A 25354-nucleotide genomic window follows, 5' to 3' on the forward strand; every position below is an offset into this window, starting at 1 on the left:
CGGCCCAGGCGGGCTCAGCTGTAGACGGCCAGCGTCAGCATCCCGAGCCAGGCCACCGCGAGCACCTGCAGCACCCGATCGGCGAGCGCGATCTCCTCCGGCTCGCCGCCGGTGCCCCGGTCGACGTCCACCGAGTAGCGCAGCACCGCGATCACGAACGGCACGATCGACAGCACCGACCACACGGTGTTGTGGTGCGTCTCGCGGATCTCGAACGCCCACAGGCCGTAGGTCATGATCATGACCGTGGCCGACAGCGACCAGATGTAGCGCAGGTACGAGGCCGAGTAGCTCTCCAGCGACTTGCGGATCTTCGCGCCGGTCTGCTCCGCGAGCGTCATCTCGGCGTAGCGCTTGCCGGCGACCATGAACAGCGAGCCGAACCCGGCGACCAGCAGGAACCACTGGGACAGCGGGATCGCCGTCGCGACACCACCGGCGATGGCGCGCATCAGGAACCCGGACGCCACGATGCAGATGTCGATCACCGGCTGGTGCTTGAGCCACAGGCAGTACGACAGCTGCACGACGACGTACACCGCGAGCACCACGATCAGCTCCCAGGTGACCGCCACGGCCAGCCCGATCGACGCCACGAACAGCACGCCGGCCGCGACGTAGGCCAGCGGCAGCGGCACGATGCCGGCCGCGATCGGGCGGCGCCGCTTGGTCGGGTGCGCCCGGTCGGCCTCGACGTCGAGCGCATCGTTCACCAGGTAGACGCCGGACGAGGCCAGCGAGAACGCGACGAACGCGACCAGGCAGTCGACCAGCACCGACGAGTCGAACAGGCCCCCGCCGACGAACGGCGCGGCGAGCACCAGGACGTTCTTCACCCACTGCCGCGGACGCATGGTCCGCACCAGCCCGCGGGCGACCATCGCCGGCGTCCGCTCGGACGGGTCCATCGGGACATGCGGCGCCGGCCCGCGGCCGGCGGCGTCGGCGGCATGGCCCTCGGGGGCGCCCGCGTCGTCCGGGGCGTCCGGCACCACCGGGGTGGTCGGGTCGGCCGCCTCGGCGACGGCGGCCTTCGAGTCGGTGGCGGAGTCGGCGGCGGTGGTGCCGGTGGCCTTGGCGCCGGCGGAGTCGGCCGGGGTGTCCCGGTCGTCCTTACCGCTCTCGACGCGGGTGCGGTCGGTGCTGGTCATGCGCTCACCCTCCGGAGGTGGGGTTGCGACGTGCGGCGCTGCGCCGGATGACGGATCGCGCGCCGGTGGCCACGGCCGCGCCGAGCGCGGTGCCGGTGGCGACGTCGGTCGGGTAGTGCACGCCGAGGACCAGGCGGGAGAGCGCCATCAGCCCGACGGTCGCCGTCGCGGCGATCCGCGACCGGCGGCCGAGCAGGCCGCCGTACAGCACGGCGGCCGCGGTGGTGGACGTGGCGTGCGAGGACGGGAAGCTGAGCCGGCTCGGGGTGCCGACCAGCACCCGGACCGACGGGTGGTCCGGGCGGCGGCGGCGCACGACCCGCTTGACGCCGATCGAGGCGCCGTGCGCGAACGCGACCGCGGCCGCCGAGCCGAGCCACTCCCGCCGGCGCGGGCGGTCGAGCACGGCGCCGGCGACGCCGATGGCGAGCCAGCCCGCGGCGTGCTCGCCGAACAACGACATCCCGCGTGCGACGCGGACGGACGGCCCGTTCGCGAGGGCGTTCTGCACGCCCGCGAGGACGGCGGTCTCCCCGCTCGCGGGGGTCGCCGGGGTGCGGGCCGCGTCGGACGTCGGGTGCGGACCGGAGCGGTCCAGGGTGTCGGCCACGGGGTGGGGCCCTCCAGGCGTGCCGCTGGCACCCGGCTCGATCCGGGCGATGACAGCGGGTGATGGTACGCCCGGGCGGCCCGGCGACCGGCCCCGGGGCGGGCCGTCGCGGCCCGTGTGATGCTCCGGTGAACGCGCGGCCACCGCCGCGTGACCCGCCGGAGTACACGCCGCAACACCGCGCCGGTGTCCCGGCCGGCCGGCCCACGACGCCCGGGCGACGCCGGTCAGAACCAGCGCTCGAGGACCTCCGCGATCCCGTCCCGCGAGTTCGGCGCCGTCACCTCGTCGGCCAGCCCCACCAGGTCCGGGTGCGCGTTGCCCATCGCCACGCCGGTCCCCGCCCAGCGCAGCATCTCCCGGTCGTTCGGCATGTCCCCGAAGGCGATCGTCTGCGCCGCGGTCACCCCGAGCCGGGCCGCGACGTCGGCCAGCCCGGTCGCCTTGGTGACGCCCGGCGCGGACGCCTCCAGTAGCCCCGACGGGTGCGAGAAGGTCAGGTCCGCGATGCCGCCGACCTCCGGTTCGAACGTCGCCATCATCTGCTCGCTGGTCAGCTCCGGCGCGCGGATCAGCAGCTTCGTGACCGGCCGGGCGACCAGCTCGTCCCGGCTGGCCGGGCCGCCGTCGTGCGCACCCCAGGCGTGCACGTAGCCGGGCCCGGTGAGGAACTCGTCGACGGTGCCGAGCTCGACCCGGCCGGTGGCCGCGGTGCCGACCCGCTCGACGCCCAGGCCGCAGCCCGGGAACAGCTTCCCGGCCAGCGCGGCGAGCCGGCGGACCGCGTCCGGCTCCAGGGTGTGCGCGCCGAGCAGCACGTCGTCCACCGCGTCGTAGAGCACGGCGCCGTTCGCGCAGACGCACAGCCGGACCATCCCGGCCGGCAGCTTGGCGATCACCGGCGGGATCCAGCGCGGCGGGCGCCCGGTCACGAGCACGAAGCCGGCACCCGCGTCGACCAGCCGGGAGATGACGGCGGCGGTGCGCGGGGAAACGGCGTCGCGGTCGTCGAGCAGGGTGCCGTCGACGTCGGTCGCGACCAGCCGGGGCGGGTTGTCGGCGATCACGCCTCGAGCGTACGGAACACCGGCGCCCCGCCGGGTCGCCGGACATCCCGCGGGACGCGCCGGAGTGGTTACCCTCGGCGGGTGCGCGTTCTGGTTGTCGCGACCCCCCTGGCGGGGCACCTGACACCGCTGCTTCCGTTCGCGCACGCACTGTGGGACTCCGGCCACGAGGTGCTGGTCGCCTGCGGCGGGGAGGCGCTCCCGGCAGGCGGCACCGGCGCGCTGCCGTTCATCGACGTCGCCCGGAACCTGCGGATCGGCCGGCTCGCCGCCCGGTCGCTGGTAGCGCACCCGGTGACCGCGCGGGCCGAGCTCGCCGGGCGCGGCGGGGACGCGGGCGTCCGGTCGCTGTTCGGCCCGGTCAACGAGGAGCTCACCGACGCGCTGGTGACCGTCGCCGAGCAGTGGCGGCCGGACATCGTGCTGCACGAGCCGCTGGCCGCCGGCGGCGCGGTCGCCGCGGCCCGGCACGACGTGCCCGCGGTGCTGCACGAGAACGGCCTGCTCGACGGCCTCGCCACCACCCGGGTGCTGCTCGACTCGCGCCCGCTGCAGCGGGCCAGGGCCCGGCACGGCGTGCGCGGCGTGCCGCCGCCCGCGATGGCGCTGACGATCACCCCGCAGAGCCTGGCCGGCCCGCGCGACGCGCTCGCGGTGCGGCCCGGCCGGGCCGGTGCCGGGGGCCCGCTGCCGGGCTGGCTGCGGGCGCCGTCGGTGCGGCCGCGGGTGCTGGTGCTGCGCGGCGGCGGCCCGATGCGCGGCGACCTGCAGGCGTCCGCGCTGCGGGTGGTGGCTGCCGCGGACGACCTGGACTGCGAGCTCGTGCTGGTGCGCCCGCCCGCGCGGCTGCTGCGCCGGGGCGGGCGGGGGGTCCGGCCGGTCGGCCGGGTCGCGCTCTCCGAGCTGCTGCCGGCGTGCGCGGCGGTGCTGCACGGCGGGAGCTCCGGGCACGTGCTCGCCGCGCTGGGGGCCGGCCTCCCGCAGCTGGCCCTGCCCGGTCCGGGTGACCGCCGGTACAACGCGGAGCTCGTCGACGCGCGCGGCGCCGGGATCGGCGGCGCGGTCACCGAGGACGCGCTGCGCAGGCTGCTGCACGACGGCGAGATCGCCGCCGCCGCCCGGGAGGTGCGCGCCGAGATCGCCGCGATGCCCTCACCCCAGTCGCGGGTGGACATCGTCGCCGCACTGATCTGAGGACCGGGGCGCCGCGCCCCGCGGGGCTCAGAAGACGGCGACCGCCACGATCAGGCCCAGTGCGACATGTGCGGCGGCGACGACCTTCGCTGCCGCCCGCGGCTCCTCGGACTGGATGATCTCGCCGATGTCGATCCCGGTCACCCACTCCAGCAGCCGCACGGCGCCGACCTGGGCGATGATCCCGATCAGGCCGAACACCAGCGACGAGATGACGCCCTGCAACAGCGACCCGTAGGACGCGTAGATCGCCAGCACGATGATGAACGCCATCGAGATCATCCCGGCGGCGGTGATCGTGACGGCGTTCGGCAGCCCGGCCCGCACCATCTGCGGCAGCTTGCCCGGGGTGGTGAGGTCGATCGCCCAGAAGCCGATCAGCATCATCAGGGTGCCGATCACCGCGTAGAGCAGGATCGCGCCGATGCCACGGCCGAGGAAACCCCAGTAGGTGGCGTCGAGCGCCTGGGCGAGGATCACGGTGGTACCTCCGGAGGGGAGCGGGGAGCGGTCAGGAGTGCGGGATGCGGTGCGGCACGAAGGCCGCGCCGTCGTCGGTGATCAGGCCGGCGGTCTCGCGGATGCCCAGCCCGGCCGCGGTGTCACCGACCAGCCAGGCGCCGAGCACCGGCCGGAAGCCGTCGAACTCGGGCAGCGGGTCGAACAGCTGGTAGACGTACCCCTCGTCGCCGTAGACGCCACCGGTGGCCGTCTCGTAGCCGGGCGCGACGATCGAGATGTTCGCCCCCTCGCGCCCGAGCAGCGGCTTGCGCACGTACTCGGTGAGGATGCCAGGGTTGCCCAGCGACGCGGGCAGCAGGTTCGGGTGCCCGGGGTACATCTCCCAGAGCACCGCGAGCAGCGCCTTGTTGGACAGCAGCGACTTCCAGAGCGGTTCCAGCCAGAGCGTCTCCGGCTGACTGCGGGTGACGTGCTTGCCGAACTCGTCGGACAGCACCCACTCCCAGGGGTAGAGCTTGAACACCGACGACATCGGGACCTCCTCGAGGTCCACGAACCGGTCCAGCGCGGAGTCCCAGCCGATGTCCTCGATGGACAGTCCGACGGTGTCGATGCCCGCCTCGGCCGCCGTCTCCTGCAGGTAGCCGACGGTGATGTGGTCCTCCCCGGTCGACTCGGCCCCCGACCAGGTGAAGTGCACCTCCGGCGACGGCAGCGCGGCCTTGATCTCGGCCCACCGCTCGACCAGCTTCTCGTGCAGCGAGTTCCACTGGTCGTCGCCGGGATGGGTGTCCTGCAGCCAGTACCACTGCGGGATCGACGCCTCCAGCAGCGACGTCGGGGTGTCCGCGTTGTACTCCAGCAGCTTCGCCGGGCCGGAGCCGTCGTAGCGCAGGTCGAAGCGGCCGTAGACGTGCGGATCGGAGCGCCGCCAGGAGTCGGTGACCGCCTGCCAGCTCCACTCGGGCAGCGCGAAGTCGGCGAACCGGCCGGTGGTCACCACGTGGTCGACGGCGGACAGGCACATCGAGTGCAGGACCTCGACGTCGGCCTCCAGGGAGAGGATCTCGTCCATCTCGAACGTGTAGTGGACCGACTCGTCCCAGTACGGGCGCTCGCCGCCGGACCCGTCCAGGCCCGGCGACCCGAAGACCATGCCCTGGTCGGCGACGGTGCGCTGCCAGCCCGGCCGCGGGGTGCCGCGTTCGCGTCGCACGCCTCAGCTCCCGCTGGACGTGCCGGAGCCGCCGGAGGACGTCGATGAGCCGCCCCCGACGCCGAGCCCGCCGCGGGAGATCGTCCCGCCGCGGGTGGTCGATCCGATGGTGGAGCCGGTGGTGCCGCTGCGCACGGTGGTGCCGCTCGGCGGCGGGGTCACGTTCCCGCCGGTCGCGACCTGCCCGACGTTGCCGGTGCCGCCGTAGTTGTAGTGGTACTGCCGCCCGCCGCCGCCGAGGAAGATCGGCACGAAGGCGAACCCGCCGCCGCCGGTGCTGACCTGGCCGCTCTGCGAGGTGCCCGCGCAGTTCTCGTCCGGGACGACGACCTGGTTCTCGTCGACGCAGCGCGCATCGACCGTCTCGGTGCCGCCGCCGGACGCCGCGTAGACGGCCGCGATCAACGCGACGACGCCGACCGTGGCGCCGGTACCGATCAGCACCCGCTTCGTGGTCTTCGACCGGGCCTCGCGGCGGCGCACCTCCTCGCGGTCGGCGCGCAGCTTCTGCTCACGGGCCCGCTTCTCGGCGAGCGTGGGCTCGCGCGGCGTCGTGCTGCCGTCCTGGTGCCGGATCCGGCCCGGCCGCCCTGCCCCGTCGGTCATCGCTGTTCACCCATCGCCGCATCCCCCCTCGCGCACCCTAACGGTCCCCGCCGACCCCCGTGCGCGGACCGGCGACGCCGCCGGGCACCGGTCCGCGGCGCCCGGGCACCCCCGGCCGGACGAGCGGGACCGGCGCCGTCCGCGCGCGGCCGTCACCTGCACGTTCACAGCACCCGGCCGACCGACCGCCGCCCCGGTACCCCGGCCGGATGAAGCCGCGGGCCGGGCCGCTGCATCATGGACGGGTCATGGATCCCAGCTCCCCCACCGGCTCCGCTCCCCGCCGGCACGCCGACCCCGGGCCTGCCGACACCGGGGAGCAGGTCTACGACGGCTACGACGGCCGCTACGCCCGCGCCGCGCACGGCGCCCCGGGCGGCGGTGCGACGTCCGTGCTGACCCGCCCGGCCGGCACATCGACGACGGCGACCCCGGTGGCCCCCACCCGGAGCCGCCGCCGGGCCGCCGGGCCCGAGGCGACGGTCCCGCACGACCACGGCAACGACCACGGCGGCCCGCAGCGCGGGCCGCTCGGCGCCCGCCGGGTCGGCATCGGGATCCTGATCGGCGCCTTCCTCATGCTGACGGTCGCGTCGCTGGACTCGCTGCTCGGCGCGGAGGTGCCGGTGCTGGGCTCGTTCGCGTCGTCCGGGGTGCCGCCGCGGGTCGAGGCGCCGCCGCCGCTCCCGCCGCCGCCGGACACCCCGGGCACCTGCCTGAACTGGAGCCGGGCCGACGCGACCGACACCGTTGCCGTCGACTGCGCGCAGCCGCACCTGTTCGAGCAGGCCGGCCGGGTCGCGCTGGCCGACCAGGCGGTGTTCCCGGCCGACGAGTCCTGGCAGACTCTGGTCGCCGAGCGCTGCACCCCGGTCGTCACGCAGTACCTGGACGGGCGGTTCGATCCGGACGGCAAGTTCCGGGTGGGTGCGCTCAAGCCGTCCCAGCAGCGGTGGGACGAGGGCGACCGGGGGATGCGCTGCGGCCTGCAGATGGCGTCCCGCAGCGGCGCCATGTTGCCGATCACCGGGCGGGTCGCCGACCAGGACCAGTCCGCGGTCCAGCCGGCCGGGACCTGCCTGGCCATCGACGGGCGCACCGTCGGCGACCCGACCGACTGCGCAGGCCCGCACGCCGTCGAGGCCGTCGGCGTGATCGACCTGGGCACCGAGTTCCCGGAGGCGTTCCCCACGGTCGAGGACCAGGACCGCTTCCTGCAGCCCGCCTGCACCGAGGCCGCGAACACCTTCGCCGGCAACGACCGGGTGATCGGCGAGAAGGGCCTGACCGTCTACTGGGGCAACCTGTCCGAGGCGTCCTGGAACGCGGGCAGCCGCAAGGTCAACTGCAACATCGGCACCCTGCTGCCGGACGGCAGCGGGTTCGCCACGATCACCGGCTCGGTGCGCGGGGAGCTGGTCGTCGGCGAGCAGCCCGCCCCGCCCGCCGCGACGGTGCCGGGTGCCCCGGCCGATCCGTCCGCGCCCGCCGATCCGTCCGCCCCGGCCGATCCGTCCGCGCCCGGTTCGCCGGCGCCCGTCGAGCAGCCCGGCTCCGGGCAGCCCGCCGCGCCGGACGGCGGCACGACACCGCCGCCGGATCTCGACGTGCCGCCGGGGCTGCCCGGCCTCGACGGCTGACGCCGTGCCCGTCCCGATGACGCCGGACCGGTTCGAGGAACTGGTCGGCGACGCGCTCGACCTGCTGCCGGAGCGGCTCGCGGCGGCGATGGACAATGTCGTCGTGCTGGTCGAGCCGCGCAATCCCGACGAGCCGGACCTGCTCGGGCTCTACGAGGGCGTCGCGCTGACCGAGCGGACCGCCGACTACGCGGGCGAGCTGCCCGACCGGATCACCCTCTACCGGGATGCGGTGCTCGACTTCTGCGACGACGAGGAGCAGGTCGTCGACGAGGTCGCGATCACCGTGGTGCACGAGATCGCGCACCACTTCGGGATCTCCGAGGACCGGCTGCACGAGCTCGGCTGGGGCTGAGCTCGAGGCGGGTCAGCCGGCCGTCGCGAGTGCGGTCCTGAAGTGCGGGACCACCTCGTTCGCGAACAGGTCGGTGTTGCGACGCACCAGCTCGGCCGGCATGTCCCCGATCGCGAGCATGGTCATCATCTGGCCGAATCCGAGCTCGTCGCGCAGCTCTCCGATCCGGTTGCGGACCGACTCGGGCCCGCCGACGATCACGTACCCCTGCTCGACGAGCTCGGAGTAGGACAGCTCCGGATAGGGCTTGAGGTTCGCCTTGAGCAGGCCGCGCAGCGCCGGCGGGGACATGTAGCCGGGCGGGAACACCATCTCGGCGCTCTGCCGCAGTCCCTTGTGGAACAGCCACTCGACGTGCCGGCGTGCCTCTTCGTGCGCCGAACGCTCGTCCTCACCGATGAACACCGGCACCGCCAGCGCGATCTTCTCCCGCTCCACCTCGTAGCCGATGTCGGCGGCGGCGCCCCGGTAACCATCGAACCAGGTTTTGACCACCGCGGTCGGGGCGTACACCGAGACGTAGAGGAAGCGGTTCTCGGCGACCCAGCGCATCGTCTCCGGGCTGCCCGCGCCGGGCACCGCGATCGGCGGGTGCGGCGACTGCAGCGGACGCGGCCAGACGTTCACGTAGCGGTACTCGTAGTGCTCGCCCACCCACTGGAACGGCCCCGGCGTGGTCCACGCCTTCCGGATCAGGTCGAACGCCTCGTTGAACCGGGACCGCGACTCGGCGGGGCTGACGCTGTGCGCGAAGTGCTCCCACCCGATCCCGCGGACGAACCCGGACACCAGGCGGCCGTTCGTGAGGTGGTCGAGCATCGCCACCTCCTCGGCCACCCGGAGCGGGTTCCCGCGGATCGGGATGGCGTTGCCGAGGACCAGGATCGACGAGTTCGACGTCCGCCGGGCGAGCGCCGCGGCCATGATGTTCGGCGAGGGCATCATCCCGTAGCCGGACTGGTGGTGCTCGTTCACCACGATGCCGTCGAAGCCGACCGCGTCGGCGTGCTCCAGCTCATCGAGGTAGCGGTGGTAGAGCTGCACGCCGCGGGCCGGGTCGAAGTTCGCGTTCGAGTAGTTCAGCGACATCGACGGGTACTTCTCCAGGTCGTCGAAATCGTCCGGTAGGTACGGGTAAGGCATCAGGTGGAAGAAGTTGAACTTCACGACCGGCCTCCTGCGCGCTCGGAGAGGAAGGTGACGACGGCCTCGGCGACGGCGTCCGGGCGCTCCCCGTACAGCGCGTGCCCGCAGTCGTCGACGACGACGAGCTCGGCATCGGGGATCCCGGCGGCGTAGCGCTCGCAGTGCACCCGCGGCACGATCCGGTCCTCGCCGGCCGCGATCACCCGGGCCGGCATCGAGATCCGGTGCAGCCTGCTCTCCAGCCGCGGGTTGTTCAGGAACGGCCGCCAGCCGAACCGGGCCAGCGAACCCAGCTCCCGGTAGGTCGCGACGATCTGGTCGGTCCCCGGGGCGACCGAGAGGATCCGCTCGACCAGCGCCGGATCGTGGTAGAGCGCCGCGACCAGCTGCGGCGGCGTCATCAGGAACAGGTCGGCGACCAGGTGGCCGGGGATCCGCAGCCCGACCGGGCCGAGCAGCACCAGGCTGCGGAACCGCTCCGGCGAGTGCACCGCGAGCTCGGCGGCCAGCCACCCGCCGAACGACGCCCCGACCAGGTCGACCCGGTCCAGCTCGAGCCGGTCGAGCACGTCGAGGTAGTGGTAGACGAGGTCGTCCACACCGCGCAGCTCGGGCAGGTCGTCCGAGCCGCCCCAGCCGGGATGGTCAGGGGCGATGACATCGGCCGATCCGGACAGCCGTTCGTGGAACGGTCCCCACACCCCGGCCCCACCGGCCGCGTGCAGGAAGAGCAACGGGTGCCCGCTCCCGGACCGGAAGTAGCTGATCGATCCGCTTCCGGCCGCCAGCTCTCGCGCGACGGCCGGTCCTTCCACGACATCGGTCACCGGTGTCTGCCTCCCCTGGTCGGTCGCCCCGGCACCGTCCGGCGCCGCGGGGCGTGGCGACTGCCACAACCACGCCTCGACGCTACGAGCGGCGGCGCACACCCGCGATCCGTTCACCGCTGTGCGGCGATCCACTTCCTGCGCAGCCGCCACCGGACCGGACGTTGACATCAGCCGGGCTCGCTGGCCAGGCTGACGTCCATCGGACAGATGTCCGCCAATGGAGGCGAGCATGGCCGGATCGGCGCCGTCGGACGTGACACGCCCGGACGCCCGTCGGCTGAGCCGGGGCACCGGGTTCAGCACCCCGGATCCGCACCGGGCCAGGACCCGGACCGAGGCGTTGCTGGACTGCGCGCACGCGATGGCGGTGCGCGACGAGTCACGGTTCCGCGCGCAGGTGCGGTTCGCCTCGGTCGGCGGGATCGGCCTGCTGGCGACCACCTACCGCTCCCCGGTGGCGATCACCTGCGTGCCACCCATCCCGTGGGTCACGCTGAACTTCCTGTCCACCGGATCGGCCGTCTCGTCGGTGGAGGGCAGCCCGCCGCTCGCCCTCGACGCGGACCGCGCGACCGTGTTCACCTACGACCGCCCGCTGACCATCCGGCTGTCACCGGAGGCGTACCAGCTCATGGTGCTGATCGACCGTCGTCGGCTGGAGACCGCGCTGGAGCGGATGCTCGGCCGGCGGCCGGCCGGGCCGCTGTCGTTCGAGGCGGCCCTGGACGTCGGCACCAGCGGTGTCACGGCGGCCGTGTCGATGTTGCTCCACGTGCTGCGCACCAGTCCGGGCGGGCGGCCGCCCCCGGCCGTGGCCGCCGAGGCGGAACGGTCCCTGGTGTCGGCGTTGCTGCTCGGCCATCGGCACCGGCACACCCGGGCGCTGTTCGCCGAACCGGAGCGCCCGCCGCCGCGGACGGTGGCCCGAGTGCTCGAGCTGATCGAGTCGAGCACCGACGAGTCGCTGGGCGTCGCCGACCTGGCCCGGGAGGCCGGGATCAGCGAGCGCGCCCTGCACGCCGCGTTCGGCAGGCACACCGGCAGCACGCCGATGGCCTATCTCCGCCGGGTCCGGCTCGACCGGGCGCGGGCCGAGCTGGCCGCGGCGGATCCGGCGACCGACTCGGTCACCGAGGTGGCCCTGCGGCACGGGTTCGGGCACCTCGGCCGGTTCGCCGCCGCCTATCGGGCCCGGTTCGGGGAGTCGCCGTCGACCACCCTGCGCCGCTGATCCGACGGCACGGGTCGGGCGGAGCCGGCGGGGACGACCCCCGGCAGCCGGCCCGTCGGCGGTGGCCGCGGGAGCCGGCCCGGCGCAGGCGAGGCGGACGACCGGCCCGGCGGCAACAGGCCCGGCGGGCCGTCAGCGGCGCAGCGTGGCCGAGGGGTGCTCTCCGAACCGGGCCCGATAGGCGGCGGCGAACCGGCCGGCGTGGGCGAAGCCGTTGTCCTGCGCGATCCGGGTGACCGACGCGTGCGGGCCGCCCCCGAGCAGGTCGCGACGCGCCCGGTCCAGCCGGATCCGGCGGGAGTGCGCGGCAGGCGTCGTCCCGAGGTGCCGACGGAACGCGGCGAGCAGCGTCCGCTCGCCGACCCCGGCCACCCGGGCCAGCTCGGCGACCGGGACCGCCCTGTCCGGATTCGTCTCGAGGTGGGACAGCGCGTCCCGCAGCACCCGCGGCGACGGCAGCGCCAGGTGCCGGGTGAGCTGCTCGGACGACGAGTGCCGGTGCTCCAGCACCAGCAGTGAGCCGATCGTCCGCTCGAACTCGGCGGCCACCGTCGGCCGGAGCCCGGCGGGCCCGGACTCCTCGACGGCACCGAACAACGCCCGGACCGCCCCGGGAAGCGCCGAGCCGGCGTCGACGGCGGGCTCGAACACGAGATCGGCATCCACCTGCTCGCCGAGTACCGCCGCCCACCGCTCGCGCAGCGCCGCCCGCTCCAACCGCACCACCAGCAGCACCAGATCGGCGCTCCATTCCATCCGCAGCGGGGCGACGGCGGAGATCACCGCGCCCCGACCGGCACCGGCTGCCACCGACCGGCCCAGGTGATCCAGCCGGAAGCCGCCCCGGACCGGCAGGTGGATCGTCACGAAGTCGTCCAGCGGGGGCGCACCGATCTCGACCCCGGCGCCGTAGCGGAACGCCATCAGCCGCAGGCCGGCGACCTGGACACCGCGGATGTCCGCACGCAGCCGGGCCGCGCGGTCCGACAACCGCATCGAATGCCCGTTGAGCAGGGCGACCGCGCGTGAACGGATCTCGTCCGGATCGGAGGAGCGCAGCAAGGTGTGGGCCGCGAGCGGACCGGTCGGACGACACGCGGCTGTGGCCTCCGGGTCGGCCATGACCCTCCACTTCCCGTGACCCAGCGGAAGGTGCCCACTGATCGGACAGGTGTCCGTCATCGAAACGCCGCGCAGTCCCGGTGTCAACGCCCGTCCGGACCGACCCGTTGCGGGAATCGGACGGTGCCGGCGGATCGCGGCTCGCCGGACGGACCGGAGCCGCCCTACCGTCCGGCGACACTTCTCAACCGGAGGCCGCCGATGTCCTCGACACTCGACACCCAGACCCACTCAGGGACCACCCCGCTCCTGGCGGCGGTGGACGAACTCGTCCCGCTGTTGCGGGCGAACGCCGCCGAGGCCGAACGAACCCGGCGGATCCCGCAGGAGAGCATCCGGGCCCTGCAGGACGCGGGCGCCTTCCGGATGACGACGCCGCGGCGCTACGGGGGCTCGGAGACCGACATCGTCGAGCTGACCCGGGTGCTCGACGCGATCGGGCGCGGCTGCGGGTCGACGTCCTGGGTCACGTCGTTGCACGCCGTCGGCGCCTACTTCGTCGGCCGCTACGACGACCGCGCGCAGGACGAGGTCTGGGCCGACGGCCCGGACAGCCGGGTGGCCAGTGTGTTCAGCCCCGGCGGTGTGCTCACTCCGGTCGACGGCGGCTACCTGCTCAGCGGGCGCTGGCCGTTCAACACCGGCTGTCGCTCCGCCACCTGGGACGTGGTCGCCGCCCAGGTCGACGGGCCGGCGGACGGGCCGCCGGAGATCCTGCTCGCCCTGGTCCCGATGTCGGAGCTCACCATCGCCGACGACTGGCACCCGTCCGGGCTCGCCGGCACCGGCAGCAACACCACGGTGGCCGAGTCGGTGTTCGTGCCCGAGCACCGGTTGCTCCCGGTGGCCGAGGCCCTGGCCGGGGGCACCCGGTCCGTCGCGAACGCCGACGCCGACCTGTACCACTGCGCGCTCTTCCCGTTCGTCCTGGTCAGCAGCACCGGGACCCCGCTGGGGATGGCCCGGGCCGCGATGGACCACTTCCGCGAACGAGCACCCGGCCGGATGATCACCTACACCGGATGGACGGTGGCCGAGGCCCAGACCACGCACGTCACGGTGGCCGACGCCGCCGTGAACATCCGCGCGGCCGAACTGCTCACCCGCAACCTGACCGAGCGGCTCCGGGCCGCCGCGATCGCCCGCCGCGACCCGGGTGTGGCCGAGCGCGCGGCGATGCGGGCCGAGTCGGCGCACGTCGTCCGGCTGAGCAGGCTCGCCGTGGAAGCCCTGAACAGCATCAGCGGTGCGTCGTCGATCCAGGGCGACGTGCCCATCCAGCGGGTGTTCCGCGACATCGAGGCGCTGAGCCTGCACGCGGCTCTCAACCTGAACACCAATCTCGAGGTACACGGGCGGGTGCTGATGGGGCAGGACCCGGCGACACCGTTCCTCTGATCCGGGTCAGTGTGACCCGGTCCGGCCGTCCGGCATCGGATCCCACAGCTCGAGGGCCCAGCCGCCCGGGTCCCGGCGCAGCACCACCCGGCCGGTGTTCGGGACCGGCCGGTCCCGGCCGTAGGTCGCGGGCGGATTCGTGCGCTCGGGGTCCTCCCGGGCGCCGAGCAGCGCGAGCGTCGCGAGCCGGATCGCGGCGCCGTGGCTGACCACGACGACGGCGCCGCCGTCGACGCCGTCCAGCACCGCGTCCAGATCCGGCAGGAACCGGTCCCAGACGTCGCGCGCGGACTCGCCGCCGGGCATCGGCCGGTCGACCTCGCCGTCCCACCAGGAGGCGAAGACCTCGTCGAACGCCGCCCGCGCCTCGTCGTCGGCCCGGTTGTCGAGATCGCCGACGAAGATCTCGTGCGCGCCGGGGAGCAGCTGCACGTCGAGCCCGAGCACGGCACCGATCGGGGCCGCCGTCTCGCGGGCCCGGGTGGCCCGGGACGCGTACAGCGCGCGGACCGGCCATCCGGCGAACAGCCTGCCGACCTCGGCGGCCTGCTCGTGGCCGAGCTCGTCCAGTGACGGGCCGGGGACGGTGGTGTCGAGCGCGTGCCGGACGTTCGACGGGGTGCGGCCGTGCCGGACCAGCACCAGGCGGACCGCACCGTCGTCCGGCGGGACGGCCGGTTCCCGGATCCCGCCGCCGGCGGCGGCGAACGCGGTGGCGGTGTCGTCGCTCACCGGCCAGCCCCCTCGCGGATCGCGGCCAGCCAGCGCTGGGACGCGGCGTGGTCGTCGGCGGTGGCGACGGTGGGCGGTGCCACCGGGCTGCCGACACCGCCCGGCCGCTCCGGTCGCGGTTCGGAGCGCGGGAAGGAGCCGAGGTAGATCAGCCGGTCGCAGCGCCGGTGCAGGGCGGCCAGCGCCTCCCCCATCGCCGGGTCGGCGACGTGCCCGGAGCAGTCCAGATGGAACCAGTACTCGGCGTGCCGGTCCTTCACCGGGCGGGACTCGATCCGGGTCAGGTCGATCCCGCGGACGGTCAGCTCGGTGAGCAGGCCGAGCAGCGTGCCGGGCCGGTTCGTGGTGGTCGCGGCGAGCATCGTGCGGTCCCAGCCGGTCGGCTCCGGCGGCAGCGCGGGCCGGGTGAGCAGCACGAACCGGGTGACGGCCCCGGGATTGTCGGCGATGTCGTCGGCGAGCACGGCGAGCCCGTGCCGGGTCGCGGCGAGCGGCGCGGCGACCGCGGCGTCGACCTCGCCGCGGGCGACCTGGGCGGCGGCCTCCGCGGTGGACGAGCTGACCCGGACCTCGGCGCCGGGCAGGTGCTCGGCCAGCCAGCCGCGGGTCTGCGCGATGCCGTGGCCGTGCGAGGCGACCGTGCGCACCGCGGCGAGATCACCGGCCCGGTCGGTGCCGGGCCTTCCGAGCAGGCAGAACCGGACCGCGATCCGGGCCTCCCGGGTGACCACCAGCGGCGGATCGGCGACCAGGCCGTCGAGCACCGGCGGCACCGCGCCCTCGACGGTGTTCTCGATCGGGACGCAGCCGGCGTCGACCGAGCCGTCGCGGACGGCGGCGAGCACCGCCGGGGCGCCGGGCAGCGGCACCAGCTCGGCGTCCCGGGACTCGGGCAGGGTGTGCAGCGCCTGCTCGGTGAAGGTGGCGTGCGGGCCCAGGAACCCGATCCGCGGCGGGCTCGGCATCGGTTCAGTCCAGCAGCCCGAGCGCGACGAGATCGGCGATCGGCACCGGATCCGGGTCGACGCCGCAGCGCGGCAGCACGGCGCGGACCTGCTCGACGGCGGCCGGGGGCAGCTCGTCCAGCTCGCGGGCGAGCTTCTCGCCGTCGGTGCACTCCAGCGCGTCCTGCACCGGATCGGGCGACGCGCTGACCCCGGTCATCCGGGCGACCGCGGCGATCAGGTTGAGCAGGCCGTGCCTGCCCCGGGTGAACGAGCCGGACGGCTCCTCGCGGACGATCCGGTCGACGCCCTGCGCGGAGATCCCGCCGGTGCCGCTCTCCAGGCCGGCCTGCAGGAAGGCGTGCACGTCGTCGACCTCGGGCACGTCGGACGGCCGCGGGCCGCCCATCCGGATCTTCGGCGTGCAGCCGTGCTCGGCGACCCTGCGGACGGCGGCCAGCCAGGCCAGCGTGCCCTCGTCGTCGCCGTCGACCGGGCGGCGCGGTTCGACGACCGGCGTCACCTCGTCCGGGACGAACTCGGAGACGCGCTCCAGCCAGATGCCGTCGACGTCCGGCGGCGCGGCGCACTCCACGGTGCTCGGCGTGAGCAGGCTGGACCGGGAGAACACGGTGGACAGGGCCTTGGGGACCGCGCCCAGGCCGGTGTCGACGACGAGCGCCAGCTCGGCGGGGCGGCTCGGGGCGGACCGGGCCAGCTCGGTGACCACGGCGGGCAGCTGCGAGGCGGGGCAGACCAGCCGGCCGACGAGGCCTCCGTAGTGGCCGTCGCGAGCGGCGAGGTAGCGCGACACCACGGCGTCGACACCCGGTGCGACGCTCCGCGGCTGCAGCAGGCTGGTGTCGTCGACCAGCGCAGCCAACAGCGGCCGGATCGGCCACGGGTCGGCAGCGGAACCCGAGGGCACGGTCATCACGTCGACAGACGCTAACGGTCGGGTCACGGCGGGTGGACAACGGGGGTTGCCGGGCCGGTCGAACGGCGCCGCGTCCAGCACTGGACAGGGGACACTCACACCTGTTTAGGTAAGGGTTACCTAATGGAGGTGAGAGTGGGAACCACCCGCACGCGGCGCCCCCCGACGCCCGCCGTCGCCGAGCGCGCCCGCAGCCTGGTCACCCGTGGCGGTCGCGCCGCGCTCGTCGGGACCGGGGAGCCGGAACCGTGCGCGCCGCTGATGCACCACACCTGGCCGGACGGCACGACCGACATCCTGCTGCCCGACGACCATCCGGTCCGCAGGCAGGCCCGGCTCGCCGTCGACGGCCTCCCGGTGATGCTGGAGCTGACCGGACCGACCCCGGTGCCGCTGCCCGAGCCGGTGCGCGAGCTGCTCTGGCTGCTGGGCCGCCTGCACGAACCCGACCCGAGGACGGGCCGGGACCGGGCGCTGCGGCTGGCCGAGCGGTCGCCGCACCCGAACCTGCTCGACGCCGGGCGGGGCGCGACGCTGCTGCGCCTGCAGCCGTCGTCGGCGGTGTACTCCGACGCCGAGGGCTGCGCGCCGGTCTCACCGGTGGAGCTGTCGGCCGCCGAGCCGGACCCGTTCTGCCGGGTCGAGCAGGCGTGGCTGGAGCACCTGGACCGGGCGCACCCGGACATGCTGGCCGCGCTGCGCAGGCACCTGCCGCACGCGCTGCGCGCACCCGGCGACGCGACGGGGCGGATCCGGCCGATCGGCGTCGACCGGTACGGGCTGCGGGTCCGGGTGCCCGCGTCCGGCGGCGGCACCCAGGACGTGCGGCTGGCGTTCTCGGCCGAGGCGAGGACCCCGACCGAGCTGCAGAAGCGGTTCGCCGAGCTGGTCGGCTGCCCGGTGGCGCAGCAGCCCTGAGCCTGCTGTCAGGTACCCGCGGCCGCGAGGTGCTCGGTCTGCACCTTGCGGGTCACGTGCCGCTCGGCGAAGAACGACGCCACCGGCACGGTCCCCGCCGCCAGGATCACGACGGCGAACACCGGGTTCCACCGGCACCGCTCGGCCAGGATCAGCGTGCACACGATGTAGATCATGTACAGGAAGCCGTGCACCATGCCGATCAGTGCGACCGGGCGGGGATCGCCGAAGGTGTACTTCGCCGGCATGGCGTAGAAGGTGAGCAGCAGCAGGCCCACCCCGGTGACCCAGGCCGAGATCCGGAAGGCCTTGAGCGCGGTCGCGACGGTCACGGGGTCGCCTCCTCCTGCCGGGCCGCGAGGCGGGCCAGCTCATCGTTGTAGGCCCGCAGCTGGGGATCCACGGGCGGGGGTGCGGTCACGCCGGCCGGGCGCGCGGTGAACGGGGACGGCCGGGCCGCGGTGGCGGCAGGTTCCGGAGCGGCGGGCACCACGGTGGCTCCGGGGACCGCGGCGGCGAGGTCAACGGCACCGGAATCGCCGGCAGCGGGCCCACCGGCGGTGGGTTGGCCGCCGGCGGGCTCGCCGGTGGCGAACTCGTCCGCGGCGGCCTGGGCCGCGCGCAGGTCGCCGATCTCCAGGCGCAGGAACCGCCACCACATGATGCCGAAGAAGACCGCGAACAGCGGCCACTGCAGCCCGTACCCGATGTTCAGGGCCGAGCCCATCGCCGATCCGGCCCGGCCCCACTGCCAGGCGGCCAGCCAGCCACAGGTGACCATGGCACCGAGCGTGAGCACGTGCCAGGCCATCCACTTCGGGGACAGCAGCAACCGCAACACGCACCCAGGGTACGCACCGCGGTCGGCCGGAGCACCGGGCCTGCGAGGATCACCACGTGACGACGGCACCGGCCACCTCGGGTGGTCTGCGCGGATGGTTGAACCCGGCGGCACCGGCGGATCCGGTCGTCGTCACCGACCGGCGGGAACGACGGCTGATCGGCCTGGAGATCGCCGTCGTGCTGACCGTGACGCTCGGGCTCTCCGGGCTGCGCAGCGCGCTGTCGCTGCTGGAGGCGCTGCTCGCCCCGGCCCCGTTGACGGACCAGCAGGTGACGCTGAACGCCCCGGCGTCCACCGACACCTGGATCGACCTGGCGTTCCAGCTGGTCCGCGCGCTGCAGCTGGCCGGATGGGGTGCGCTGGCCGCGTACCTGCTGCTGCGCGCCGGGTTCGCGCTGCGCCGGGTCGGGCTGGACGGCCGCCGGCCGGGCCGCGACACGCTGCACTCGTTCGGGCTGGCCGCGCTGATCGGGATCCCCGGGCTCGGGCTCTACCTGCTCGGCCGGGTCGCCGGGATCACCCCGGACGTCGCACCCAGCACGCTGACCGACGACTGGTGGCGGATCCCGGTGCTGATCCTCTCCGCCGCCGCGAACTCCTGGGCGGAGGAGGTCGTCATGATCGGCTACCTGCTCACCCGGTTCCGGCAGCTGGGCTGGTCGGAGAACCGGTCCGCGCTGGTCGCCGCCCTCGTCCGCGGGTGCTACCACCTCTATCAGGGGGTGGGGGCGTTCGTCGGGAACGTCGTGATGGGGCTGGTCTTCGCCCGCTACTGGCAGCGGACCAACCGGCTGTGGCCGCTGGTCGGGGCGCACCTGGTGATCGACATCGTGGCGTTCGTCGGCTACGCGCTGCTGGTGGACGTCCTGCCGTTCTGACCGCCGGGGAGCCGCAGCGCCTGCTCGGCGGCGGACCGCAGGGAGCAGGGCCACCGCGTCGCGAGGCCGACCTGGGAGCCGCAGGCCCGGCAGCGGCCGTCCGGCCGGGCGACGTGCTCGCGCAGCAGCGCGTCACGCAGCACGGGATGGTCGGCGAGGAGCCGGGCGAGGCCGGACACGTCTCGGGTCACGCCGTGAGCCTCCGGCGCCGGACGCCGCCGGATCACCCGCCGGCGCCGGGTCGCAGGCAGCCGTACTCCCGGTCCGGCCCGGAGTACGGTCGCCGGCCATGAGCCGACGGTCCGAGCAGCTGCGGTTCGCCCGTTCCCTGCGCGACGCCGGTGCGACGCCCCCGGCGACGGCGCGGCAGCTGCGCGACCGGTTCGGCGTGCGCGCGCTCGCCGCGATGCGGCTGGCCCACGGCTGGAGCCAGGCCGATGCCGCCACCGAGTGGACCCGGCGCTGGCCGGAGGCACCACGGACGTTCAAGAACTTCTCCTCCTGGGAGAACTGGCCGGGACCCACCGGGCACGCGCCGTCCCTCGACGTGATCGACCGGCTGTCCCGGCTCTACCGGTGCGCCGCCCACGACCTGCTCGCCGACCTCCCGGACCACGGGCCGGGCGCGGACGGTCCGGGCGACGTCGAGGCGCTCGCCTGGCAGGTCGGGAACCTGGAGCTGCCGGAGCTGACCCGTGCCGTCGCCCACTGGGCCGAACTCGTGCCGGAACGGGAGCGACGTGCGTGGCTCCTCAAGCTGAGCACGGCGGCCGCCGCAGCGGCTCCCGTGCAGGTCGACGGCGTACCTGTGTCCGCTCTGACCCCCGTCTACGAAGCCCGGTCCGCGCAGGACAGGCTCACCGGGATATGGCTGAGCCGCTATCAGTACGTCAGCACGACCCGTGGCCCGATCCAGCGGCACCACCACGTCACTGTGTTCGAGAACAGCGAGAACCAGGTCGGGATCTCGAGCATCGAGCACTCCAACGACTCCCCCGTCCAGCTCGACCTGGTCCGTGATCGTCAGGTCCTCACCGGCACCTGGACCGAGTTCACCGCCGTCGACGGCCACTACCGCGGCGCCCGGTACCACGGCGCGATCCAGCTCGTCGTCGATCCGACGGGCCGGTCCGCCCGGGGCCGCTGGGTCGGCTACGACCGCGCGGGCGACGTCGATTCCGGACCCTGGGAGTTGACCCTTCTGACGACCGGCTCGGGACCCGGCGCGGTCCGCGAACACGCCCGTCCGGCGGCCCCGCCGAACTCAGGCGATGCACCGGGAAAGGGCCCCTCACCTGGAGAAAGGTGACCCTGTCCGAGACCGCAGCTCCGCCTCCCACGCCCGGTCCACGATCGGAAAGGGTAGGCCGCGTGACGACCTCGCACCCCGTCGCACGCCGAGATGCGGACCAGCGGGAGATGTCGATCTCTGCACCCCGCTGATCTGCATCTCGGCGCGGCACGGGGTGCGACGTGCGACGGGGTGGCGCGCGGTGGCGCACGCCCGTCCGAGCGGCCCCGCCGAGATCAGGCGATGCACCGGGAAAGGGCCCCTCACCTGGAGAAAGGTGACCCTGTCCAACTGAGACAGACCTCAACTCTGGAATGCCTCAAGACAAGCGCGATCGGCGCTAACCTGGATCTCATGACCGACGAGACCAAGTTCCACGCCCTGCTGCGCGACCAGATCCGCAGCGAGTTCACCGCCAGCCAGCAGTACACCGCGATCGCGGTCTGGCTCGACGACCAGGACCTCCCGCAGCTGGCCGCGCACTTCTACGCGCAGGCCCTCGAGGAGCGCAACCACGCGATGAGCATGGTCCAGTACATGCTGGACAACGACCTGCAGGCCACCATCCCCGGCATCGACGAGGTCAAGAACGACTTCACCTCCGTCGAGGACGTGGTGACCCTGGCGCTGACCCAGGAGAAGCAGGTCACCGAGCAGATCACCACGCTCGCCCGGACCGCCCGCGACGAGGGCGACTACCTCGGCGAGCAGTTCATGCAGTGGTTCCTCAAGGAGCAGGTCGAGGAGGTCGCCTCGATGACCACGCTGCTGACCATCGTCCGCCGGGCCGGCGACGACCTGTTCCACATCGAGGACTTCGTCGCCCGCGAGCTCGCCAGGGGCGAGGCGGCCGACGCGACCGCCCCGGCCGTCGCCGGTGGCCGCGTCTGAGCGAACGATCCCGTCGGTCCGCAGGGGCCCCGGTGCCGCACCGGCACCGGGCCCGCTGCCGGCTACCGCAGCGTGATCTGCTTCCCGGAGAGCACCTCGCGGGCCTTGTGCTCGGCATCGGTCAGCGGCTTCTCCGCCAGCCCCGCCAGCGCCTCGTCCAGCCGCTTGGCGAAGTCGGCCGCCGGACCGGCCCACTCCGAGGAGTGCATGTCCCGGTCGACGTCCCAGACCGGCACCAGCAGGCCGTGCGCCCGGAACGACCCGGCGTAGCGGGAGTCCTCGCCGAGTTCCAGGCCGCCCTGGTCGGACAGCCGGGCCAGCGCCGCCATCAGCGACGACTCGTCCTCGGCCCGCACCCAGCGCACGTGCGCCTTCGAGCCGGTGTCCACCCAGTACGCGCCGCGCACGCCGGGCGCCGTGACCGCCTCGGTCGGCATGATCACCGAGTTGGCGCGCTCCAGCATCGCCGCCGCCTCCGGGTCCGGGCTGTCCCCCGGCAGCCACCACGCGAAGTCGGCGTGCACCGTCGGTTCCAGCGCCGTCTCCGGTTCGAGCAGGTCCTGCAGCCGCTCCCCGGTCCGGCGGTCCGGGCCGACCACCGGCAGCGACGAGCCGGGCTCCGCCGAACGGGCCCAGGCCAGCGCGCCGGCGAGATCGGCGGACAGGTCCCCGGAGCGGGTCTGCACCTGCATCCCGAGCAGGATCTCGCCGTTGTCGCGGACCAGCGCGGCCGACGCGCCGGGCAGCACCGACGTCAGCGTCACCGGCCCGCCGCTGCGCAGCGGGAGCGGCGCCGTCGCCGACGGCAGGAACTCCCGCATCGCGACGAGATCGGGTTCGGCGGCCAGCCCCTCGAACGGCCGGACGACGATCACGTCGTCGCCGGCGCCGTGGCAGGCCTTGTACCGCTTGCCCGAACCGCACGGACACGGCCGGCGCGGGTTGTCGGCGGCCGTCTCGGAGCGGTTGGCGCGGTTGCGCGTCTTCTTGCCCATCACCCGGCAAGGTAGCGGGTGATGCATGCGTCCGAATCGCCAGACCCCCGGTCCCGTCCCGCCCCGGTGCCGTTCGACGCCGCGGACCCGGCCTTCCTCGACGACCCCTACCCCGCCTACGCCGCGCTGCGCGCCGCCGGCCCGGTGCACGACCACCCGGGACTGGGCCTGCCGGTCGCGGTCACCCACGCGGCCTGCTCCGCGGTGCTGCGTGACCGCGGTCTCGGCCGGATCTGGACCGACGCCCGGCCGGAGACCGAGCTGGCCGCGTTCAACCTGCTGCACCGTAACTCGCTGCTGGAGCGGGAGGGCGAATCGCACACCCGGCTACGACGGCTGGTGGCCGCCGCCTTCGCCCGCGGGCACACCGAGCGGCTGGCCCCGCTGGTCCGGGCCCGCGCCACCGCACTGGTCGGGGACCTCGTCGCCCGGGTGCGCGACGGCGAGCCGGCCGACCTGGTCGGGCTGGTCGCCGAGCCGCTGCCGGTGCAGGTGATCGCCGACCTGCTCGGCGTGCCCGACGACCGGCGCGCCCCGCTGCGGGACTGGTCGGACGCGATCGTGCGGATGTACGAGCCCGATCCCGGTCCGGCGGCGCAGCGGGCCGCCGAACGGGCGTCGGCCGACTTCGTGTCGATGCTCCGCGATCTGGTCGCCGAACGGGGCGCCGGCGCCGCGGGCAGGCCGTCCGTGCCGTGTGGAGCGGAGCACGCCGCCACCGGGGCCCCGGGCGGCGACCTCGTCGGCGACCTGCTCGCGGTGCGCGACTCCGGGGACCGGATCTCCGCCGACGAGCTCGTCGGCACCGCGGCGCTGCTCCTGATGGCCGGGCACGAGGCGACCGTGAACGTGATCGGCAACGGGGTGCACGCGCTGCTCCGGCACCCCGATCAGTGGCGACGCCTGGTGGTCGATCCGGAGCTGGTCGGAACGGCCGTCGAGGAGCTGATTAGGTTCGACGCGCCGTTGCAGCTGTTCGAGCGGACGGCGGGCGCCGACACGACGGTCGCCGGGTACCGGGTGCCCGCCGGCGGCCGGATCGGCACGCTGCTCGGCGCCGCCGGTCACGATCCCGCCGTGTTCGGCGAGCACGCCGACCGGCTCGACGTCTGCCGGTCACCCAACCCGCACCTGGGCTTCGGCGCGGGCGTGCACTACTGCCTCGGCGCGCCGCTGGCCCGGCTGGAGATCGTCGAGGTGCTGCGCGCGCTGGTGCGCCTGCTCCCGGACGCGGCGCCGGCCGGGAACCCGGTCCGCCGCCCCCGCTTCGTGATGCGCGGCTGGTCGAAGCTCCCGCTCACCGCATCGACCGAACGGCCCTCCGCACACTGAGCTGAAGGAATCATTCCGCAGGGCCGTTCGAAGAATTGCGTTGGTCGCACCCGAATGATTCCGGGGCCGTTTCCCAGAATTTCAGGTGCGCCGTCGACCGCGCCCGCCGGGCATGCTGGAATCACCCCGGTGGAATCGTGGTCGGAAGTGCTCAGGGATGCACTCGAGGCGCCGGGCGTGCGGTATGCGTGCGTGGCCGACCCGGCCACCGGCCAGGTGGTCGCCGCACACGGGACGCCGGCGGCGACCGGGCCGCGGGCCACCCGGCCCCCGATACCGGTGCTGTCGGTGCCGCCGGTGCGCTCCGGCGGACCGGGCCCGGGGAGCGTCCCCGAGGCGGTCGCCGCGGTGCTGGGCTGGGCCGGCACCGAGATCGCGACGACGGCGGCCGGGCCCCGCTTCGCCGACGCCGTGATCAGTACCGACGTGGCGTACCACCTGGTGCGCACACTGCACCGCGACGGCGCGCACCTGCTCGCATATCTGCAGGTGGACCGGGCGCGCGGCAATCTGGCGCTGGCCCGGCGGGCACTGCTCGCGCTCCCGGCGGACCCGGTACCGGTACCGGCCCAGCCGTCCGCGCCGGAGGCCGAACGGCTCCCGCCGGTCGCGATCCCGCTCCCCCGCCGGGCACCCGCACCGGCGGTGCAGCCACCGCCGCCGGCGAGCACCGCGGCGGAGCCCCCGGACCAGCCGGGCAGCCGCTGGTCCGACGACCTCCGCACGATGGCCCGGATCCTGGCCGGGCTGCGCCGCCTCGATCGGCCGTCCGCGACGGAGAGTTGACGTATCGTGATTCAGGGTTATTGTTGTGCCCTCGCCGGGACATTTCGATGAAGATCTTTCCGTCCCCCGCGGAAGATTCCCGGCGACCGCTCCCCGATCATCGAACACGGCCGCGTACACGCACCGTGCGGAGGCACAGCAAATGAACAACATCGATCGTTCGCTGGACATGGCAGCCAACATCAAGGGCGCCTTCGCGGTCGCGATCGTCGACTTCGACAGCGGCATGACGCTCGGCTCGCGGGGCGGCAGCCCGGAGTTCGACCTGGACGTCGCTGCGCCCGGCAACTCCGAGGTCGTGCGCACCAAGCTCGAGGTCATGCAGAAGCTCGGCCTGCGCGAGAACATCGAGGACATCCTGATCACGCTGGACAGCCAGTACCACCTGATCCGGATCATCCGCGGTACCGACGAGCAGCTGTTCTTCTACCTGGTGCTCAACCGCGCCCAGGCCAACCTGGCGATGGCCCGCCGCGACCTGCGCGTCATCGAGCAGCAGTTCACGATGTCCTCGCCGCAGGGGGCACCGCAGCAGGCCGGGCAGGCGTTCTTCCCCGCCCAGCAGCGCTGAGCCGCCCGCCCGCGTGGGACGTCACTGGCATGCGGTCACGGTGCGGACCGACGGCCTCGCCGCGGTGCTCGGGCCGCTGCTCACCGATCCCCGGATCCGGTCCGCCGCGCTGATCGACATCGACAGCGGGATGGTGCTCGACGTGTGCGGGCCGGACACCTCGGCCGGCCGGTTCGGGCTGGGCAAGCCCGCCGAGCACGACCACCG

28 protein-coding genes are annotated in these 25354 nt (G+C 74.2%); 12 read left to right on the forward strand and 16 right to left on the reverse strand.

Features of this window, described 5'->3' with window-relative positions:
- Positions 1 to 14 precede the first annotated feature (14 nt).
- From ABZ881_RS01770 to ABZ881_RS01780, 3 genes are all read right to left on the reverse strand, one after another.
- A complete protein-coding gene (locus ABZ881_RS01770) occupies positions 15 to 908 on the reverse strand; it encodes a decaprenyl-phosphate phosphoribosyltransferase (protein ID WP_358481104.1) in 894 nt (297 codons plus the stop codon).
- A 247-nt stretch (positions 909 to 1155) separates the two neighbouring features.
- A complete protein-coding gene (locus ABZ881_RS01775) occupies positions 1156 to 1749 on the reverse strand; it encodes a phosphatase PAP2 family protein (RefSeq protein WP_358481106.1) in 594 nt (197 codons plus the stop codon).
- Between the two features lie 239 nt (positions 1750 to 1988).
- Entirely contained in the window at positions 1989 to 2828 is an 840-nt protein-coding gene (locus tag ABZ881_RS01780) for an HAD family hydrolase (protein ID WP_358480969.1), read from the reverse strand.
- Positions 2829 to 2909: 81 nt separating this feature from the next.
- Between ABZ881_RS01780 and ABZ881_RS01785 the strand changes: the two genes are divergently transcribed.
- Positions 2910 to 4022, forward strand: a complete 1113-nt coding sequence (locus ABZ881_RS01785) for a nucleotide disphospho-sugar-binding domain-containing protein (protein ID WP_358480971.1) — start codon at positions 2910 to 2912, stop codon at positions 4020 to 4022.
- A 27-nt stretch (positions 4023 to 4049) separates the two neighbouring features.
- Here the strand turns inward: ABZ881_RS01785 and ABZ881_RS01790 are convergent, their stop codons facing one another.
- The 3 genes from ABZ881_RS01790 to ABZ881_RS01800 are packed head-to-tail and all read right to left on the reverse strand — an operon-like array spanning position 4050 to position 6306.
- Complete coding sequence (locus tag ABZ881_RS01790; RefSeq protein WP_344024157.1) at positions 4050 to 4502, reverse strand: DUF350 domain-containing protein; 453 nt, start codon at positions 4500 to 4502, stop codon at positions 4050 to 4052.
- A 31-nt stretch (positions 4503 to 4533) separates the two neighbouring features.
- Positions 4534 to 5700, reverse strand: coding sequence for a glutathionylspermidine synthase family protein (locus ABZ881_RS01795; protein WP_358480973.1), 1167 nt, complete (start codon positions 5698 to 5700; stop codon positions 4534 to 4536).
- 3 nt (positions 5701 to 5703) lie between these two features.
- Positions 5704 to 6306, reverse strand: coding sequence for a hypothetical protein (locus ABZ881_RS01800; protein ID WP_344024153.1), 603 nt, complete (start codon positions 6304 to 6306; stop codon positions 5704 to 5706).
- 248 nt (positions 6307 to 6554) lie between these two features.
- Here ABZ881_RS01800 and ABZ881_RS01805 point away from each other — a divergent pair, with 248 nt between their 5' ends.
- Positions 6555 to 7946 carry a septum formation family protein gene (locus tag ABZ881_RS01805; RefSeq protein WP_358480975.1) on the forward strand — a complete coding sequence of 464 codons (1392 nt, stop codon included), beginning with the start codon at positions 6555 to 6557 and terminating at the stop codon, positions 7944 to 7946.
- Positions 7947 to 7950: 4 nt separating this feature from the next.
- Positions 7951 to 8301: a metallopeptidase family protein gene (locus tag ABZ881_RS01810; protein WP_358480977.1), complete on the forward strand. Its 351-nt coding sequence runs from the start codon at positions 7951 to 7953 to the stop codon at positions 8299 to 8301.
- 12 nt (positions 8302 to 8313) lie between these two features.
- Here ABZ881_RS01810 and ABZ881_RS01815 read toward each other — a convergent pair whose 3' ends face one another.
- Together ABZ881_RS01815 and ABZ881_RS01820 are read right to left on the reverse strand one after the other, a co-directional pair.
- Entirely contained in the window at positions 8314 to 9468 is a 1155-nt protein-coding gene (locus ABZ881_RS01815; protein ID WP_358480979.1) for an LLM class flavin-dependent oxidoreductase, read from the reverse strand.
- A complete protein-coding gene (locus ABZ881_RS01820) occupies positions 9465 to 10274 on the reverse strand; it encodes an alpha/beta fold hydrolase (protein WP_358480980.1) in 810 nt (269 codons plus the stop codon). The genes ABZ881_RS01815 and ABZ881_RS01820 overlap by 4 nt, the downstream gene beginning before the upstream one ends.
- A gap of 232 nt (positions 10275 to 10506) precedes the next feature.
- Between ABZ881_RS01820 and ABZ881_RS01825 the strand changes: the two genes are divergently transcribed.
- Positions 10507 to 11508, forward strand: a complete 1002-nt coding sequence (locus ABZ881_RS01825) for an AraC family transcriptional regulator (RefSeq protein WP_358480981.1) — start codon at positions 10507 to 10509, stop codon at positions 11506 to 11508.
- Between the two features lie 132 nt (positions 11509 to 11640).
- Here the strand turns inward: ABZ881_RS01825 and ABZ881_RS01830 are convergent, their stop codons facing one another.
- Positions 11641 to 12630 (reverse strand): AraC family transcriptional regulator, encoded by a 990-nt coding sequence (locus ABZ881_RS01830; protein ID WP_358480983.1) that lies wholly within the window; start codon positions 12628 to 12630, stop codon positions 11641 to 11643.
- A gap of 201 nt (positions 12631 to 12831) precedes the next feature.
- Between ABZ881_RS01830 and ABZ881_RS01835 the strand changes: the two genes are divergently transcribed.
- Positions 12832 to 14028 carry an acyl-CoA dehydrogenase family protein gene (locus ABZ881_RS01835; protein WP_358480985.1) on the forward strand — a complete coding sequence of 399 codons (1197 nt, stop codon included), beginning with the start codon at positions 12832 to 12834 and terminating at the stop codon, positions 14026 to 14028.
- A 6-nt stretch (positions 14029 to 14034) separates the two neighbouring features.
- Here ABZ881_RS01835 and ABZ881_RS01840 read toward each other — a convergent pair whose 3' ends face one another.
- Genes ABZ881_RS01840 through ABZ881_RS01850 form a run of 3 tightly spaced genes read right to left on the reverse strand, consistent with a single transcriptional unit; the run spans position 14035 to position 16638 of the window.
- Positions 14035 to 14760, reverse strand: coding sequence for a histidine phosphatase family protein (locus ABZ881_RS01840; protein WP_358480987.1), 726 nt, complete (start codon positions 14758 to 14760; stop codon positions 14035 to 14037).
- Positions 14757 to 15725 (reverse strand): prephenate dehydratase, encoded by a 969-nt coding sequence (gene pheA / locus ABZ881_RS01845; protein WP_358480989.1) that lies wholly within the window; start codon positions 15723 to 15725, stop codon positions 14757 to 14759. Before pheA ends, ABZ881_RS01840 begins: the two co-directional genes overlap by 4 nt.
- Before the next feature lie 4 nt (positions 15726 to 15729).
- Entirely contained in the window at positions 15730 to 16638 is a 909-nt protein-coding gene (locus tag ABZ881_RS01850; RefSeq protein WP_358481107.1) for a hypothetical protein, read from the reverse strand.
- Positions 16639 to 16776: 138 nt separating this feature from the next.
- On the opposite strand from ABZ881_RS01850, the gene ABZ881_RS01855 reads away from it, so the two are divergent.
- A complete protein-coding gene (locus ABZ881_RS01855; RefSeq protein ID WP_358480990.1) occupies positions 16777 to 17559 on the forward strand; it encodes a DUF2470 domain-containing protein in 783 nt (260 codons plus the stop codon).
- 8 nt (positions 17560 to 17567) lie between these two features.
- On the opposite strand, the gene ABZ881_RS01860 is transcribed toward ABZ881_RS01855, so the two are convergent.
- Positions 17568 to 17891: a DUF3817 domain-containing protein gene (locus ABZ881_RS01860; protein ID WP_358480992.1), complete on the reverse strand. Its 324-nt coding sequence runs from the start codon at positions 17889 to 17891 to the stop codon at positions 17568 to 17570.
- Complete coding sequence (locus tag ABZ881_RS01865) at positions 17888 to 18400, reverse strand: hypothetical protein (RefSeq protein ID WP_358480994.1); 513 nt, start codon at positions 18398 to 18400, stop codon at positions 17888 to 17890. Before ABZ881_RS01865 ends, ABZ881_RS01860 begins: the two co-directional genes overlap by 4 nt.
- A gap of 56 nt (positions 18401 to 18456) precedes the next feature.
- On the opposite strand from ABZ881_RS01865, the gene ABZ881_RS01870 reads away from it, so the two are divergent.
- A complete protein-coding gene (locus tag ABZ881_RS01870; protein WP_358480995.1) occupies positions 18457 to 19281 on the forward strand; it encodes a CPBP family intramembrane glutamic endopeptidase in 825 nt (274 codons plus the stop codon).
- Here ABZ881_RS01870 and ABZ881_RS01875 read toward each other — a convergent pair.
- Positions 19248 to 19472, reverse strand: a complete 225-nt coding sequence (locus ABZ881_RS01875) for a hypothetical protein (protein ID WP_358480996.1) — start codon at positions 19470 to 19472, stop codon at positions 19248 to 19250. The genes ABZ881_RS01870 and ABZ881_RS01875 overlap by 34 nt on opposite strands.
- Before the next feature lie 98 nt (positions 19473 to 19570).
- On the opposite strand from ABZ881_RS01875, the gene ABZ881_RS01880 reads away from it, so the two are divergent.
- Both ABZ881_RS01880 and ABZ881_RS01885 read left to right on the forward strand, forming a co-directional pair.
- Entirely contained in the window at positions 19571 to 20590 is a 1020-nt protein-coding gene (locus ABZ881_RS01880) for a hypothetical protein (RefSeq protein ID WP_344024132.1), read from the forward strand.
- A 336-nt stretch (positions 20591 to 20926) separates the two neighbouring features.
- On the forward strand, positions 20927 to 21463 hold the full coding sequence (locus ABZ881_RS01885) for a ferritin (RefSeq protein WP_358480998.1): 537 nt from the start codon (positions 20927 to 20929) through the stop codon (positions 21461 to 21463).
- A gap of 62 nt (positions 21464 to 21525) precedes the next feature.
- Here ABZ881_RS01885 and ABZ881_RS01890 read toward each other — a convergent pair whose 3' ends face one another.
- The gene (locus tag ABZ881_RS01890) at positions 21526 to 22458 is read right to left on the reverse strand and encodes a DUF5926 family protein (RefSeq protein ID WP_358481000.1); all 933 of its coding nucleotides are present in this window, start codon (positions 22456 to 22458) and stop codon (positions 21526 to 21528) included.
- A gap of 21 nt (positions 22459 to 22479) precedes the next feature.
- Between ABZ881_RS01890 and ABZ881_RS01895 the strand changes: the two genes are divergently transcribed.
- The 3 genes from ABZ881_RS01895 to ABZ881_RS01905 all read left to right on the forward strand — a co-directional run bounded on the left by ABZ881_RS01895 (position 22480) and on the right by ABZ881_RS01905 (position 25147).
- A complete protein-coding gene (locus tag ABZ881_RS01895) occupies positions 22480 to 23790 on the forward strand; it encodes a cytochrome P450 (RefSeq protein ID WP_358481002.1) in 1311 nt (436 codons plus the stop codon).
- Positions 23791 to 23982: 192 nt separating this feature from the next.
- Entirely contained in the window at positions 23983 to 24576 is a 594-nt protein-coding gene (locus ABZ881_RS01900) for a hypothetical protein (protein ID WP_358481004.1), read from the forward strand.
- A 142-nt stretch (positions 24577 to 24718) separates the two neighbouring features.
- Positions 24719 to 25147, forward strand: a complete 429-nt coding sequence (locus ABZ881_RS01905; RefSeq protein ID WP_358481006.1) for a hypothetical protein — start codon at positions 24719 to 24721, stop codon at positions 25145 to 25147.
- Positions 25148 to 25354 lie beyond the last annotated feature (207 nt).

This window comes from Pseudonocardia sp. NPDC046786 (assembly GCF_040645415.1).
GTDB lineage: Bacteria > Actinomycetota > Actinomycetes > Mycobacteriales > Pseudonocardiaceae > Pseudonocardia > Pseudonocardia kongjuensis.